15 protein-coding genes and 3 pseudogenes are annotated in these 15,563 nt (G+C 41.2%); 10 read left to right on the top strand and 8 right to left on the bottom strand.

Translation table 11 applies throughout. From position 1 onward, the window contains the following. Positions 1–387 (top strand): helix-turn-helix domain-containing protein (locus RHS_RS27705; RefSeq protein ID WP_047835005.1); only part of this gene is annotated, 387 nt, incomplete at its 5' end. 4 nt (positions 388–391) lie between these two features. Here the strand turns inward: RHS_RS27705 and RHS_RS27700 are convergent. The 3 genes and pseudogenes from RHS_RS27700 to RHS_RS32200 form a co-directional block, all read right to left on the bottom strand. Beyond that, positions 392–2,158, bottom strand: a complete 1,767-nt coding sequence (locus RHS_RS27700) for an ABC transporter ATP-binding protein (RefSeq protein ID WP_027295554.1) — start codon at positions 2,156–2,158, stop codon at positions 392–394. Continuing rightward, a complete protein-coding gene (locus RHS_RS27695) occupies positions 2,151–3,953 on the bottom strand; it encodes an ABC transporter transmembrane domain-containing protein (RefSeq protein WP_047835004.1) in 1,803 nt (600 codons plus the stop codon). The genes RHS_RS27700 and RHS_RS27695 overlap by 8 nt, the downstream gene beginning before the upstream one ends. Positions 3,954–4,296: 343 nt before the next feature. Next, a pseudogene (locus RHS_RS32200) lies at positions 4,297–4,461 on the bottom strand (DUF6783 domain-containing protein). Between RHS_RS32200 and RHS_RS32195 the strand changes: the two are divergent. Further along, positions 4,399–4,581 (top strand): annotated as a pseudogene (locus tag RHS_RS32195) (DUF6783 domain-containing protein); the annotation flags it as partial. The pseudogenes RHS_RS32200 and RHS_RS32195 overlap by 63 nt on opposite strands. 25 nt (positions 4,582–4,606) lie before the next feature. On the opposite strand, the pseudogene RHS_RS32190 reads toward RHS_RS32195, so the two are convergent. After that, positions 4,607–4,870, bottom strand: a pseudogene (locus RHS_RS32190) (MarR family transcriptional regulator); the annotation flags it as partial. Between the two features lie 156 nt (positions 4,871–5,026). Beyond that, positions 5,027–6,241, bottom strand: a complete 1,215-nt coding sequence (gene trpB, locus RHS_RS27685) for a tryptophan synthase subunit beta (RefSeq protein ID WP_044296149.1) — start codon at positions 6,239–6,241, stop codon at positions 5,027–5,029. A 133-nt stretch (positions 6,242–6,374) separates the two neighbouring features. Here trpB and RHS_RS27680 point away from each other — a divergent pair, with 133 nt between their 5' ends. Further along, positions 6,375–6,764 carry a hypothetical protein gene (locus tag RHS_RS27680; protein WP_047835003.1) on the top strand — a complete coding sequence of 130 codons (390 nt, stop codon included), beginning with the start codon at positions 6,375–6,377 and terminating at the stop codon, positions 6,762–6,764. Between the two features lie 266 nt (positions 6,765–7,030). Here the strand turns inward: RHS_RS27680 and RHS_RS27675 are convergent, their stop codons facing one another. From RHS_RS27675 to RHS_RS27665, 3 genes are all read right to left on the bottom strand, one after another. Beyond that, positions 7,031–8,377, bottom strand: a complete 1,347-nt coding sequence (locus RHS_RS27675; RefSeq protein WP_044296142.1) for a YjiH family protein — start codon at positions 8,375–8,377, stop codon at positions 7,031–7,033. An 85-nt stretch (positions 8,378–8,462) separates the two neighbouring features. Next, complete coding sequence (locus RHS_RS27670; protein ID WP_047835002.1) at positions 8,463–9,551, bottom strand: iron-containing alcohol dehydrogenase family protein; 1,089 nt, start codon at positions 9,549–9,551, stop codon at positions 8,463–8,465. 50 nt (positions 9,552–9,601) lie between these two features. Continuing rightward, complete coding sequence (locus tag RHS_RS27665) at positions 9,602–10,810, bottom strand: pyridoxal phosphate-dependent aminotransferase (protein ID WP_027295547.1); 1,209 nt, start codon at positions 10,808–10,810, stop codon at positions 9,602–9,604. 130 nt (positions 10,811–10,940) lie between these two features. Here RHS_RS27665 and RHS_RS27660 point away from each other — a divergent pair, with 130 nt between their 5' ends. The 7 genes from RHS_RS27660 to RHS_RS27640 all read left to right on the top strand — a co-directional run bounded on the left by RHS_RS27660 (position 10,941) and on the right by RHS_RS27640 (position 15,551). Continuing rightward, entirely contained in the window at positions 10,941–11,786 is an 846-nt protein-coding gene (locus RHS_RS27660; RefSeq protein WP_047835001.1) for a MerR family transcriptional regulator, read from the top strand. A gap of 29 nt (positions 11,787–11,815) precedes the next feature. Further along, positions 11,816–12,499 carry a response regulator transcription factor gene (locus RHS_RS27655; protein ID WP_044296138.1) on the top strand — a complete coding sequence of 228 codons (684 nt, stop codon included), beginning with the start codon at positions 11,816–11,818 and terminating at the stop codon, positions 12,497–12,499. Positions 12,500–12,617: 118 nt separating this feature from the next. Further along, the gene (locus tag RHS_RS27650; protein WP_047835000.1) at positions 12,618–13,544 is read left to right on the top strand and encodes an ABC transporter ATP-binding protein; all 927 of its coding nucleotides are present in this window, start codon (positions 12,618–12,620) and stop codon (positions 13,542–13,544) included. A 15-nt stretch (positions 13,545–13,559) separates the two neighbouring features. Further along, a complete protein-coding gene (locus tag RHS_RS32185; protein ID WP_377146913.1) occupies positions 13,560–13,625 on the top strand; it encodes a DUF6783 domain-containing protein in 66 nt (21 codons plus the stop codon). Between the two features lie 29 nt (positions 13,626–13,654). After that, positions 13,655–13,711 (top strand): hypothetical protein, encoded by a 57-nt coding sequence (locus RHS_RS32180; RefSeq protein ID WP_395023611.1) that lies wholly within the window; start codon positions 13,655–13,657, stop codon positions 13,709–13,711. Next, positions 13,695–14,582 carry an ABC transporter permease gene (locus tag RHS_RS27645; protein ID WP_047834999.1) on the top strand — a complete coding sequence of 296 codons (888 nt, stop codon included), beginning with the start codon at positions 13,695–13,697 and terminating at the stop codon, positions 14,580–14,582. The genes RHS_RS32180 and RHS_RS27645 overlap by 17 nt, the downstream gene beginning before the upstream one ends. A 39-nt stretch (positions 14,583–14,621) precedes the next feature. After that, positions 14,622–15,551 carry a histidine kinase dimerization/phospho-acceptor domain-containing protein gene (locus RHS_RS27640; protein ID WP_047834998.1) on the top strand — a complete coding sequence of 310 codons (930 nt, stop codon included), beginning with the start codon at positions 14,622–14,624 and terminating at the stop codon, positions 15,549–15,551. Positions 15,552–15,563 lie beyond the last annotated feature (12 nt).

Here is a 15,563-nt window from a genome sequence, read left to right as displayed (position 1 = left end):
TTATTGAAAATCCATCGCTTCTATAAAATGAAAACTACTCCGGCAAGCACTCAGGATAACCGTTATCTCCACCAGTTAATCCCAGACTGCATCGAATACTTAAAGAATAATTATTCTCAAAAAATTACCATTGGAGAACTTTCCGGTAATTTCTTCTTAAGTAAAAGTTACTTGTCGAGCTTGTTTAAGCAGGCAACCGGATCCGGCATTGTAGAATATCTGCAGCACATCCGAATAGAGAAGGCATGTGAGCTGCTTTTAGATCCCAGCCTTTCCATTACGGAAATCAGCAATCAGGTAGGGTATTCCGACTATCGGTTTTTTAACAAATCCTTTAAAAAAATTACCGGGAAAACTGCTAACGAATATCGAAAGAGTTTACCATGATTTATTATTTAGACTGTGACATAACCAGATTATAATAAAGTCCCTTCCGGCACATCAGTTCATCATGGCTTCCACTCTCAGCAATTCCCTTATCGGAAATATAGAGGATTCTGGTACAGTTCTTAATGGTGGACAGTCTGTGTGCTACAACAAAAGATGTTCTTCCCTCCATAAGTTTCTGAAGCCCCTCCTGCAGGAGCCTTTCTGTCTTCGTATCCACGGATGAGGTAGCCTCATCCAAAATCAGTATTTTAGGATTACGCAGCAGTGTCCTTGCAAATGCAAGCAGCTGCTTTTGTCCCTGTGAAAGTGTTCCTCCGTTCTCTCCCACATTTGTCTGAAAACCATGCTCCATCTCCCTGATAAATTCTGCCGCGCATACTGTTTCACACGCTTTTTCGATTTCCTCATCACTGGCTTCCAGTCTGCCATAGCGCACATTATCTGACACCGTCCCCGAAAATATAAAGCTGTCCTGCTGCATGACTCCCATCTGTTCCCGCAGAGAATGAAGCGTTACCTCTGAGATGTCATGCCCATCCACAAGAATCCTTCCGGCATTAACATCATAAAACCTGGATAAAAGATTTACAACTGTAGACTTTCCTGCACCAGTAGGCCCAACCAACGCAATATGCTCTCCCGGCTTTATATGCAGGTCCATATGCTCCAGTATATTCTGGGCCCCCTCATAAGCAAAAGTTACATCCTCAAAATCAACCTGTCCCGTGATGGGCGGAAGCTTGACTGCTTCTGGTTTGTCTTCAATGTCCACCGGCTCATCCATAATCTCAAAAATACGTTCCAGGTAAGACATTGTATTTAACAGGTTATTGTAAAGATTGGCAATGTTAATGATAGGCTGCCACATTCTCCATGCATAATCCCCCATCACAAGGATAACACCAAAGCTTACCACAGGCTTTAGCCATGCCACACCTGCCAGATACATGGCCCCCACCGCAGCCACTGCCACCATATCCACAATAGGAGAAATCAGATATGCCAGTCTGAGGGCTCGCATGCATGCATTGTAATTCTCAGTATTTAACTCTTTAAAAATCGCTTCATTCTCCTGCTGACGCACAAAATTCTGTGTAATGGTAACCCCATTAATACTCTCCTGAAAATATGCATTCATATTAGATCCTTTATTATTGACCGACTGCCATGCTTTACGCTGCTTTGGCTTCAGATACAGAAGACCTGCAACCAAAACCGGAATTCCTGCCAAAACAATGAGTGTCAGCTTAACACTGGTCGTCAGCATAAAAAATAAAATAAATATAATATTGAATGTTTCCAGAATAAAGTTAATAATACCATTGGACAACATATCTGAAACGTTGTTTACATAATTGATTACCCTGACCAGAATTTTTCCATGAGGACGTTCGTCATAATATTTAAACGGCAGCTTTTGCAGCTTTTCGAACAAATCATTTCGAATGTCAAAAATAATATCCTGACCTACATATGCCATGATTTTAGCCCGCACCACGGCAAGCGCCACGCTGATCCCAATTAATACTACCATAGCTGCCGTAAGCGTAATAAGCTGCTGCATATCTTTTTTCGGAATAGTATTATCCACTGCATAACCGATAATTTTTGCCGGAATCAGGGAGCAGATAACGGATGCTGCCGACAGCAGAAGTGAGATAATCATCTTCTTACGATGGCGGTTCACGTATACAATTGATCTTTTCATATGAGAAAAGTCAAATTCTTTTTCAAGGCTTTCGTCTTGATCAAATCTGTTTTTAGCCATCCTGCTCCCCTCCTTTCTCAAGCTCCAAATCTATTTCATCCATAGTGAACAGCCCCTTTTGCAGCATATAAATATCAGCATAATATCCTTTTGCTTTCAAAAGCTCTTTGTGGGTTCCGCATTCCACGATTTTCCCCTTTTCCAAAATAATAATCTTATCGGATTTTCGTGCAGTAAAAAACCTCTGTGCAATAATAAGTTTTGTGCATTGAGCATCCAGATGCTCCAGATTTTCCTGGATAGAGGTTTCCGTTTCCATATCAACTGCAGAAGTGGTATCATCCAGAATCAAAATAGGTGGTTTCACTGCCAACGCTCTTGCAAGCGCCAGTCTCTGCTTTTGCCCGCCAGAAAGACCGGTTCCACGCTCTCCGACTATCGTTTCAAATCCCTGTCCCATGTTCCAGATAAAATCGGCCTTTGCAAGTTTTGCCGACCGCTCTATTTCATGGCGGTGCAAATTCGTATTTCCAAAAGCAATATTTTGATCAACCGTATCTGAAAACAGAAAAACGTCCTGATTCGCTACTCCAATGTTTCTTCTAAGTGTATCAAGATCATAATCCCTTACGTCAATACCATCCAGGAGGACACGGCCTCCTGTCACATCAATAAACCGGGAGATACAGTTAATAATGGTAGTCTTTCCAGAACCGGTTGCGCCCATAATGGTTACCGTCTCACCCGGATTGATTTTAAGATTTACGTGCTCTAATATGTCACTATGCTCTAATTGAACACTTACATCCTGGAATTCAATGGCTCCCTTTAGACGGTCCACCTTTAACTGACTGCCGTCTTCTTTATTTTTAATAGACGGCTCTGCTTCATAGAGGTCGATGACCTTATCCATGCTCGCAAAGAATCTTTGGGTATCATTAATCAGCATACCCAGGGTACGCATTGGCGCCGCTAACGTCCAGCAGAGACTGTTGAAAGCAAGGAAAGTACCTCCGCTAATCCTTCCTGTCATCAGGAAATATCCTCCCAGCATCAATACCACTACAGGCAGTGCCTGGGAAAATCCTTCAATGGCAGGATAATAGCGCAGCCATACCAACGATGCTTTCAGATTTGCATTCCTGAACTCCCAGTTTTTATTCTTGAATTTTTCCTTTTCATATTTCTCACGGGTAAAGGCCTTTACAATGCGGTTTCCCTCGATATTCTCCTGCGCATTGCTGTTTAAAACAGATAACTTTTCACGCAGTGCAACATAGTATGGATGAGCCGTGACTGCAAACCGATATGTAACAATAAAAATAAGAGGCGTAAATACCATCAGGGAAAACGTAAGTGCTACATCCTTTGTAAACATATAAATCGCACTTGCCCCATAAAGAACGGCACACTCCAAAAATCCTCTCAGAAGATGAACCAGACCATGCTTGCCCATTTCCACATCACCGGTCACTCTGGTCATCAGATCTCCAGTCTTATGGCATTTATAAAAAGCCCGATCCTGGCGCTGCAGCTTACCATAAATCTTATCCTTTACTGAAACCAGAAACAACTGCCCGCAATCCTCTATACTGACTATTGAAATATAGCGAATCAGTGTCCGTATACCAGTAAACACAATCATTAAAATAATTAGCATAATTAAGCGTCTGATAAGGGGATCCATATTTCCCTGAAAGTCCGCAATCTGATAAAGAACCTCATCCACAATACGCTGTGTAATCATTGGGTTTATCAACATCATAACCTGGGGAATCATAGAAAGCATCAGATAAATTATATATTTTCTCTGAAACCCTTTTATCTGCCCCCATACCCATTTTGTCTGCCGCATTACTATTCTCCTCTTTATTTCAGTTTTCTAAAAGCTTTATGGACTAGTGCCGGGCGGCACTAGATACACTGCTATTAATCTACCTCTTTTTTTCAACCGTTCCTATGCACTTTCGTCTAATAGTTGTGGGCAATGCTACTATTATTTGTACAAAAAGAAGCCGAAAACTAATTTTATAGTTTTCGGCTTCTCCTGCATTTGATCTTTTTAAAACTAGTGCATACCGGCGTAAATACGTCGGTATATAGTGCCTGATATCTGCGTCAGGTGTGCGTCTGTGAATCGACGGCGTAGCGGGCTACGACTAGATTCACAGACGTGCAGCTGGCGCGGATAGCGGGTGCTATATAGTGGCGTATTTATGCCTGGATGCACTAGAGCGTGTTTGAAAATTCATTCCTGCCATCTGCACGCCCCACTTTGCGGCATATTTGCCCCGAATTCAGGTTACGTAGCCCGCTACGCGCCCTTCATCCGGAACAAATCTCCCACAAACTGTGACGCACAGGTGCCAGAAAGCAATTTTAAAACACGCTCTAGTAGTTCCGAAAGAACTCTTTTAAATTGGACAGCGCCTGTCCCAAAACTTTCATCTCATCCCTGGAAAGTCCCTTTATGGTCGCTTTAACCATCTGTTCATGGAATTGTTTGTGATGGCTAAATGCCCGCTTTCCTTTTTCAGAAAGAGAAATCAGCACGACACGCCTGTCCTTTTCACTGCGGATTCTATCCACATATCCTTTTTTTACAAGACTGTTAATGGCAATCGTCAGTGTACCCATGGTTACTGAAAGGGATTTTGCAACAGTAGACATATTTTTTGCGTCGTTTTCACCGATTGCCTCGATAATGTGCATATCGTTGTTGGATATATCTTTAAATTCACCTGTAATAATCGCTTTTTCTTCTATTGCCATAATGTCATTAAACAAATTAACCAACACATCATTTATCGTATCATGCGTATTCACATTATCACCTCTTTCTTTGGATCCTCACCTGGCTGTTAGCCATTAATTTACTTTGATATACAAAGTATTATACACTACTTCCGTGGGTTATACAATATTTTCTTACAGGAATTGTTCCCCATATCCATAATGTTCAACCACATAGTCAATATCCTTATCGCCTCTTCCACTCAGGCATACCAGGATAGATCCCTGTTTCATTTCCTGTGCTTTCTTCATGGCATAAGCTACTGCATGTGAACTTTCAATTGCAGGAATAATTCCCTCATAGCGTGAAAGCTTAAAGAATGCTTCCATTGCATCTTCGTCACTGGCAGTTGTATACTGTACTCTGTCCAAATCTCTTAAAAATGCATGTTCCGGACCTACAGACGGATAATCCAGCCCGCTGGCAATGGAGTAAACCGGTGCCGGTTCTCCTTTGTCATCCTTCAGCATAATACTCTCGAAACCGTGCATAACCCCTTTTTCTCCATAAGTCATGGATGCCGCATGATCCCCAAGTCCTGATCCACGCCCCAGGGGTTCGATTCCCACAATATCCACTGCCTCTTCCAGGAATGGTATAAACATACCGATGGAATTACTTCCTCCGCCTACACATGCACAGACAACATCCGGAAGCAGTCCTGTCATTTCCTTAAACTGATCTTTCGCTTCATATCCCACAACCGATTGAAAATCTCTAACCATCAAAGGAAATGGATGTGGTCCAAGTGCTGATCCGATACAATAGATAGAATCTTTATAATTTTTGGCATAGGATTCAAATGCAGAATCTACCGCTTCTTTTAAAGTTTTAAGACCATGGGAAACGGGAACTACCTTTGCACCCAGGATCTTCATTCTTGTCACATTTGGAGCCTGCTTCGCAATATCAACTTCTCCCATATGAATTTCACACTCTAAACCAAAAAATGCAGCTGCCGTAGCCAGTGCCACTCCATGCTGTCCTGCCCCTGTTTCTGCAATCAGACGCTTCTTGCCCATGAATTTTGCAAGTAACCCCTCACCCATGCAATGGTTCAGCTTATGTGCTCCTGTATGATTTAAGTCTTCTCTTTTTAAATAAATCTGGCAGTTTCCTAAAAGTCCTGATAAACGCTCGCAATGATAAACCGGTGTCGGCCTTCCCTGAAATTCCTTGCGGATTCTTCGTAATTCATTGATAAACTGGGATGAATGACAGATTGTCTGATATGCATCTGCAATTTCTTCAAAGGCCGGTTTTAATTCCTCGGTCAGATAAGCACCCCCATAAGGTCCGAATCGACCATCTTTATCAGGATAATTTCTCAAATATGTTCTATAGTCCATGATACCCCTCCGTAAAATTTAATATTATGTTTATCTTAGCATGAAAGTACCATATTTTCAACTAAATTGAAGTGCACAGATACTTGTTGATTCCTATTAGGAAAAAGGCGGGTTCTCAGAACATGCGCAGCCATTGCTTACACTACCAAAAGCAAATAGACAAAAAACTCCTCCTGATCCACTGATATTTAATGGTGAATCATACATACACTTAATAAATGAGGCTGACACTATTAACATCTATTTGGGTAGCGATGCTGACGAAAAAGTCTATTCTGTTTCTTACACAATTAAGAATAATACTCCTTTAGATAATATAAAATTAAGAAAAGAAATCTTGGAAACGCTGAAAACTATATTAGAGAGCCTAAAAGAAGATTATAAAGAACAAGTCTTAATAGATTATATAAATAGTGCTAAAATAGGAACTGTCACTCCAAACTTAGAATACTCTGATCAGTTAATAATATATTGCGCTCAAGAGAAAGATTACTTCAGTATAGAAATTAAAGCAAATTCTTAGAAGTGTAAGCAAGATCGTATTTAAAACTATCTATATGCCCCACTTTACGTCATATTTGCCCCAAATTTATTTCCTATTGTGAGCTGTTGATAAATCGTTTGCTGAGGTACTAATTCTACATAATCGGCTATACTTCAAATAACTAAGCATATTACAAAATATTTTTAATTATAAAAATAATCTTCAAGATAGACATAATAAAACCTATAAAAACGAGGCACGATTACTGAAAAAGTAAACGTGCCCCGCTTCATTATACAAAGTATTTATTTAATCAATATATTAGCCAGTAAAACAATAATCGGCAAACTTATAATTGTTCTTTCCAAAAAGATAATAATCAACTCTTTTAATCCCATAGGAACCTTACTTTTAATAATTACCGCCCCTACTTCCGTAAGGTATATAATCTGGACAAGAGACAGTACCCCAATGATAAATTTTGTTTTCACAGAGGTGATGGAACTGATTAACAATGCCGGGATAAACATGTCTACAAACCCGACCAGGGTTGCCGGTGCTGCCTGGAATGCATGTTCCACACCCAGTAACTGCAGGTACCACCCCATTGGATAAGAGATCCATTGAAAAATAGGTGTATATTCTACCAATATGAGGCTGACCGTTCCCCAGGTTATTACAATTGGGATCAGGTCAAAAAACATTCCGGTCAGCACTTTCATCCCAGAGCTTATTACCGTATGTACACCAAATTCTCCGGCACGTTTGCAGCTCTGTTCCATTGCCCAGCCCAGGGTGGAAATGTGTGATGGTACTTCTTCCTGAATGCGTTTTCCGGTCTTCGGATTATACTCATCCGGTATTTTTGAAAGCGGACGAATTCTTGTGAGTACGAAAGCCAGGAAGATTCCTACAATACAGATTACAAAGTAAAAGCTTGGAAATACCTGGGTGATCTCCAGGGTCTCTGCAACTAACAGACAGAACGGAACGGAAACAAGGGAGAAATTTGTCATGATGACAGACGCTTCCCTTCCGGTATAATATCCTCCGTTGTACTGCTCACGGGTTAGAATTACAGCAGCATTAGATGCCCCGAACCAGGATGCAATTAAATCCACAGATGCTCTTCCCGGAACACGAAATAGCGGCCTTACCACTGGTTTTGCTATGACTCCCAAAAATTCCATAATTCCGCAATCGGTCAGAAAAGGCATAATAAAACTAAATGCCAGTACAATGCATACGAGGGAACCCGCCAGACTCACCATATTTGCCCCGGTATCCGCAGAAATAATTAACTCCGGCCCCACCTTGAATATAACCATAGCCGTAATAACCAGACTTAAAATTTTTGTTATGAGATAAAATGGCGTCACCTTAAATATTCTTGTTAATGCCTTATGATCCCTGATCCACTTTGGTTTCCAGATAAAGTCAACTGCAGATACAATCGTTGTTACCAGCATCAGGATCAATACAAAATATGGAAGAATCGCTGACATCCAGGATTTAACAGCACTTTGCAGTTCAGAAATTCCTGTAGTAAAGGAATTATCCTTAGGTATGGGAATCAAAAACATTCCAATACCAAAAACAGAGAACAGGACAAATTTTATTATATTTTTTACATTTACATCTGATGTGTTCATTAATTTTTCTTTCCTCCTATAGCGTGTTTCAAAATTACTTTTATCAGAATTTTCAAGCACGCTCTAATATGCATACCATAGGCTTTCACATATTCTCTATACTCAATTTCTCTACTTGCTGCATCCCCTCAAATATCATATCTTCTGACACGTGATAAGGCATATGCTTAAGATCCGGTCCCTGTACAATTTCCTTTAAAACTTCAGCCATTCCTCCACGGTCGTTTTTTATTCCCATATCTTCCAGTTTTACCGGCATGGAAAGTTCCTTCAGAAAGCAATACAGGCGTTCCATCTCTTCTATCTGTCCATCCACTGCTAACTGAACCAGAACACCATAAGCGACCACATCTCCATGAAGATTCTGCTCCTCGAATCCTGGCAGGATTGCCAGTCCATAGAAAACGGAATGGGCAATTGCTCCATTATAATCATCGTGAACCAGAAGAGATACCATTCCCGTACTTATCACGTTTGCCAGGATAACCTGCGTTAAAGAATAGGTAACCTGATGCTTCCTGCAGTCCTCTAATGCCTGGTGCCCATATTTTAATACCGGTTCATAACATAGATTGCTGATTTCTCTTCCCATTGCGGAACTGTGATCCAGTTCGTCTCCTCTTGCAGAAAGATGACATTCGAAGTGTTTGGCAATGGTGTCTCCCATTCCAGCTCTCAGATAGCATTCGGGCGCTTCTGCAATAATCTGTGTATCGATAAATGTATGTACCGCCGGTTTTTCAAAATAATAAAAACTCTCAAAAGATCCGTCCTCACGGTAAACTACGGATAAAGCTGTGGAAGCCGCACAGGTAGCTGCTATCGTGGGCAGTGTCACTACCGGAATCTGCAGGTCACAGGCAACACCTTTTGCCGTATCCAGCGCCTTACCGCCTCCCATGCCTGCGATAAAGTCTGCTCCCAGTTTTTTAATCTGTCCTGCCAGCTCATGTATCCTGCTATATGTACAGTCTTTTCCGGAGGCGATACACTCCACCATCCGAAGTTCTGATCCCTCTATGGATGCTGACAGCTTTTCTCTTCCCTTGCTTAAAGCTGTCTCTCCTCCGATTAATACAAAACGTTTGCCAAGTTTTGCGCAGACCGTTCCAAAAGACTGATATGCATCTGCACCAATTGTATAATTTGTAAATGAAACTGTATATTCTGACATTTTATTTTCTCCTGAACTTTATATGCAATTAGATGTAAGTTCCATGTTTTCTATAAATCCCCTGTTTTACCGTCATTTTTATCTGTTAAAAGCTGTTCCATTTTCTTCAGTCTGCGCAGTGCTTCTTCTAGGGTTGATTTTTCCCTTGCAAAATGCAGCCGAATCAAATGATTTACGTTTTCTTTGAAAAAGCTGGAGCCGGGAACCGCTGCAACTCCAATATTTTTAATCATCCATTCACAGAACTCCATATCCGAATATCCTGCAAACATCTCATTCTCCAGATACCTGGAGATATCTACCAGTACAAAGTAAGATCCCTGGGGTACAGTGTGGGCAATTCCGATATCATCCAGTCCTTTTAAGAAATACTCCCTTTTTTCCGTATACATCTGCTGCATATTTTCATAATAATCCGAACCGAAATTCAGCCCTGCCGTTGCTGCTTCCTGTAATGGGGATGCCGCTCCTACCGTAAGGAAATCATGCACTTTTTTTGCATTTTCAATTACCTCTTCCGGTCCGATCAGATATCCCAGTCTCCATCCGGTAATGGAATACGTCTTGGACAGGGAACTGCAGGTAATGGTTCTTTCATACATTCCCGGAAGCCCCGCCATTGGTACATGCACATAAGGCTTATAAATAATATGTTCATACACTTCATCGGTGATGATAAATGCATCGTATTTCTCGGCAAGCCTTCCAATGGTCAGAAGCTCTTCCCTGGTAAATACCTTTCCGCATGGATTTGAGGGATTACACACGATAATTGCTTTTACGTTTTGCTTAAATGCATCTTCCAAAACCTTTTCATCAAAATTAAATTCCGGCGGAACCAGCGGTACATAGATTGGCTCTGCTCCAGACAAAATGGCATCTGCACCGTAATTTTCATAAAACGGTGAGAATACAACTACCTTATCTCCCGGATTACAGACGGTCATCATGGCTGCCATCATGGCTTCGGTGCCTCCGCAGGTTACGACGATTTCCGTTTCCGGATTAATGGTTCTTCCAATTCCCTTTCCGTGTTTTCTGGCAAGCGCTTCTCTGAAATTTTCAGCACCAAAGGTAATCGAGTACTGATGAGGTCCTTCTTTTGCAGCTTTTGCCAGGGCATCGGTGATCTCCTTTGGCGGATCAAAATCGGGAAATCCCTGTGAAAGGTTAATCGCATCATATTCATCACTGATTCTTGTCATTCTGCGTATTACAGAGTCTGTAAATGTACCTACGCGGTCGCTTAATTTTGGCATAATTGTTCTCCTTTTCGATAGCAACAGTTCTCTTATTTCTATATAATATATCCTGTAGTTGACCTAATTCATTAGCAGCTTTATAATAAGGTATACCGTTACGGTATAGTCAAGAGGAGATTGTATAATTATGCAAAAAAATTCAAATCCATGTATAAATACCGGAGCTTTTGCCAAATTATGCGGCACCAATAAAAGAACACTGATTCACTATGAGGAAATCGGCCTGTTTTCTCCTGTGAAAACAGATGCCCGGGGGTACCGGTATTATTCCGAACAGCAATGCGATGTCTTTGCTGTTATTACGGCATTAAAGGAAATCGGTATGCCGCTCAAAGAGATTAAGTCCTATCTGGACTCCCGCAATCCGCCAAGACTGATGGCGCTTCTCACCGAACAGCAAAAGAAAGTTTCCCAGGAAATCCGGCATCTGGAGCGAATTAACCGGCTCATACAGACAAAAATGGAACTGGTAACCTCCAGCCGGCAGATAGATCCCGGAAAGGTTATATTGGTCGAGTGCCCGGCAGAATATTTGATTTTAAGCCACCCCATCCACAGCAGCAATCATGACCTTGTCATACAAACCCTGTATGAACATTTATCTTTTTGTTTTCAAAATCAGTTAAATGTCGGTCACCCCTTCGGCGCCATGATCGACAAGGAAAGTCTCTTAGGCGGAGCCTTTGATACTTATGCATATTTTTTCACCAAAGTACTTACTCAGCTGTCTCTCCCGCAATTATTTCTTAAACCCGCCGGATTTTATGCGGTTACTTATCTTAAAGGAAATTACTATAATGCAGACAGTGCATATCAGCAGCTGTTGGACTTTATTGAAGAAAACCATTATGAAATCTGTGATTATTCCTATAAAGAGGGAATCATAGATGAAATTGCAGAAAAAGATGATTCACAATATATTACCAAGATTTCCATACAGGTACATAAAAGTAACAATAACCATATCCGATAAAAATAAGACTGAAAGAAGGATTCCCCATTATGGAAAAGATTTTAATCGTTGAGGATGATAATGATATTAACCGGCTCTTGTCAAAAATTCTCCAAAAGCAGGGCTATGAAACCACCTCTGCCTATTCTGGTACAGAAGCCAGACTTTGCCTCTCTTTGGACCATTATGATCTGATTATTATGGATCTGATGCTTCCGGGAATTTCCGGCGAAGAACTGCTTGGGCATATCAGAAATAAATCCAATGTACCCGTTATTGTCCTGACGGCAAAGACTGCTCTGGACGACAAAGTCCACCTTTTAAAATCAGGTGCTGATGATTACATGACGAAGCCTTTTGCCAGAGACGAAATTCTTGCAAGAGTGGAAGCCCAGCTGCGAAGATACAAGAGCTACTCAGCAATTCCTGTTCATGAAGCGGTCTTTACATACAAAAGTCTCTCGATTGATGCAGATGCCAGAAGCGCTGCCATTGATGAGATTCCATTGAATCTTACAATTTATGAATATGACATCCTCCTGCTGCTTGTAAAAAGTCCATCCCGGGTATTTTCCAAAAATGCCATTTATCAGGAAGTATGGCATGGAAATTACCTTGGAGAAGACAATACTATCAATGTGCATATCAGCAATATTCGTTCTAAAATAGCAAAGATATGCGGGGATGAAGAATATATTAAGACCATATGGGGAATTGGCTTTAAGATGGCATAATCTTAAAATGCATGACTTTCATCGAATCATCTTTATGATTTCTTTAAGTTTGCTTAAGAGCTTATTTGTTTTTCATCCCTTATAATACAGATATCACTTTTGGAAAGGACTTAAAGAAATGAATGCCAACATATTTACCGCCAGTGGGATCTGTAAAAAATATGGGGATTTTACAGCACTTGCCCCTACAGATATAACGATTCAGTCCGGTGATATCTACGGACTGGTAGGCAACAACGGTGCGGGCAAAACAACTCTGTTAAAATTAATTGCCGGACAGACAGCCCCTACTTCAGGCAATCTAAGCCTGTTTGGCGAAGATTCTGCAAGAGGTCTGAACATCTCCCGGCACAAAATCGGCTGCATTATTGAGACGCCGGGATTTTTCCCTGATTTCACAGCAGTGCAAAATTTAGAATATTACCGTATACAACGTGGAATTACCGGCAGGCAGTATATGAAAGATGCTCTGGCACAGGTACATCTTGACGACTGCGGCAAGAAAAAGTTTAAAGACTTCTCCCTTGGTATGAAGCAGCGGCTGGGACTTGCGCTTGCACTGATGAGCCACCCTTCTTTTTTAATCCTGGATGAACCCATTAATGGGTTGGACCCGGAAGGTATTGTAGAGCTTCGTAACCTTTTATTAAATTTAAACCATCAGCAGAAAATCACCATCTTGATTTCCAGCCATATCCTCTCTGAGCTGGAAAATCTTGTTACCCGCTATGGATTTATTGAAAGAGGCGTTATGATAGAACAGATTTCAGCAAAGGATCTTGATAAAAAATGCCGTGTTTATTTAGAAATTTGTGTGGATAAGCCGGATAAAGCATCTGCTTTGATTGAGCAGCACCTGCATTGTACGGATTATGATGTACTTCCGGACGGTGTAATTCATCTGTTTGGCTGCATCGATCAGGGACCCGCTCTTTCTTCCCTGCTCATAGGAAACCAGATTCAGCTTTTTTCAATGCAGACCCAGGGTATTGACCTGGAAGCATACTATCTGTCGCTTATGGGAGGAAATAGAACGTGTTTTTAAACTGCTTTCTGACAGCTGTGCGTCATAGTTTGCGGGAGATTTGACCGGAATTCAGGGCACGTAGCGGGCTACATAACCTGAATTCGGGGCAAATATGCCGCACGTAGGGCATGCAGATGGCGGGAATGAATTTTCAAACACGCTCTAAGGTTGAAAGAAAATTATGATATAGAAAGGAAGCCACAGTGTGATTCTTTCAACCTGTTTATTGTGGCAGTATTGCAGGCAAGACTGCAATATGCAATGGGTATAAAAATGATTAATTATATCAGGAGTGAACTGTACCGGGGATTCCGGGAACGATTTTTATATATTTTTTCAGCGGTACTTGCTGCTATCTTTATCGGACTTTGTTTGTTTACACTATCAATTAAAAACATGGCGGGTGCCGGATTTCCCTATTCCAATACCGGGTTTATTTTTATGAATGTAACAAGTGCTATGTTTCTCCCCATGATCTTCACCTTTTTCATATCAAATTTGATCATAGGAGAGGAATCTAAGAACCACACCATGAAAAACTCTGTATCCTTTGGAACCGGCAGACTCTCCATTTATTTTGGAAAGTTTATCACAGAGATCGTTCTGTGCATGGTTATTACACTGTTTTTATTTGTGGTTATCATTGCTTCGTCCTATCTGACACTGGAAAACAGCGGAAACGAAAACCTCTATGCTCTGCTTCGCGCTATTTTAGGTTCCCTTCCGCTCTGGATAGCCGGACTGGTTACCTTTCACTGTCTGTTCTTCCTGTTTGATAACAGCAGTACAATCATCGCAGTCTTTTCCTTAATCCATTTCGGACCTTATTATTTACTGAAAATTTTTGGAAATGTATACGAATGGCCAAGGGTAGTTGTTTCTGTGTTACCTCTGGGAATCTTCAATGAATATGGGAAACAACCGGGTTCCTACTTCTTAAATATGGTCTGGGATACTCCCTTGGGAATGCTTCGGTGCTGGATAGTTGGTATTGTCTTTTCTCTGATATTCGGTTATATTGGTTATAAATGCTTCCTGAATAAAGAAGTAAAATAGTGACACAAACATACTCTGATAAGGAATGGAGGGGGGAATATGGCTATATTTTGCGTCATATCCGGGCTAACAGCCTTGGTTTTTGCCATTCTTTACTTCTCCCTGCGCCATGGTATCCGAGATGCCAGGAGGCAGTTTAAAGATCTCAAAGATCTGCCGGTTACGAATCTTCGCATCCACCAGGCTGTCCCGGATAAAGATCTGGAGAAGTTTCTTATTGACCTTAACATGGAATTAGATGAAAAACAAAAGCTTCGAATTGAATATGAGTCGAAAGAACATAAGCTCCGCCAGGAGATCGCCAATATTTCCCATGATCTTCGTACTCCCCTTACGTCAATTATCGGATATCTGGAACTGATGGATGATCCGGATACCACCGCCGGCGAACAGAAGCATTATGTGGAGATTGTCCGTAAAAGGGCAAAAGTACTTCAGTCTCTGATCACAAGCTTCTATGATTTATCATTGATTGATTCTAAAGACTACAGGCTTAACCCCCAGCCATTGAATGTATATGAAATTCTATGCGAAGTAGTCCTGGCATTTTATGAAGATTTCGAGAAAAAAGAGATCCGGGTACATATGGACTTGCAGGAAAATCTTCCTCTTGTGAATCTGGATCGCCATGCCCTTGTCCGCATATTTACAAATCTTACACAAAATGCTCTGAAATACTCGAAATCCTGTGTAATTGTAAATCTAAAACTGACGGACAACAAGGTTTGTTTTACCTTCTCCAACGATACGGACCTGATCTCCATTGATGAAGCTCCCCTGGTATTTGACCGCACTTACGTATCCGACCGGGCGAGATCTCACAACAATACCGGGCTTGGGTTAAATATTGCCAAAGCTCTTGCGCAAAAATCCGGCGGCACTATGTCTTCCTCATACCGGGAAGGACGCTTTGAGATTGTAACTGAATTTCCGTTACTGAGTCAGACAGGCGGACATACGATATTATAAAGGTGATGTGAT

It is taken from the genome of Robinsoniella sp. RHS, from assembly GCF_001029355.1.
GTDB classification, from domain to species: Bacteria; Bacillota; Clostridia; order Lachnospirales; family Lachnospiraceae; genus Robinsoniella; species Robinsoniella peoriensis.
This window is presented reverse-complemented; position numbering and strand designations above follow the sequence as displayed.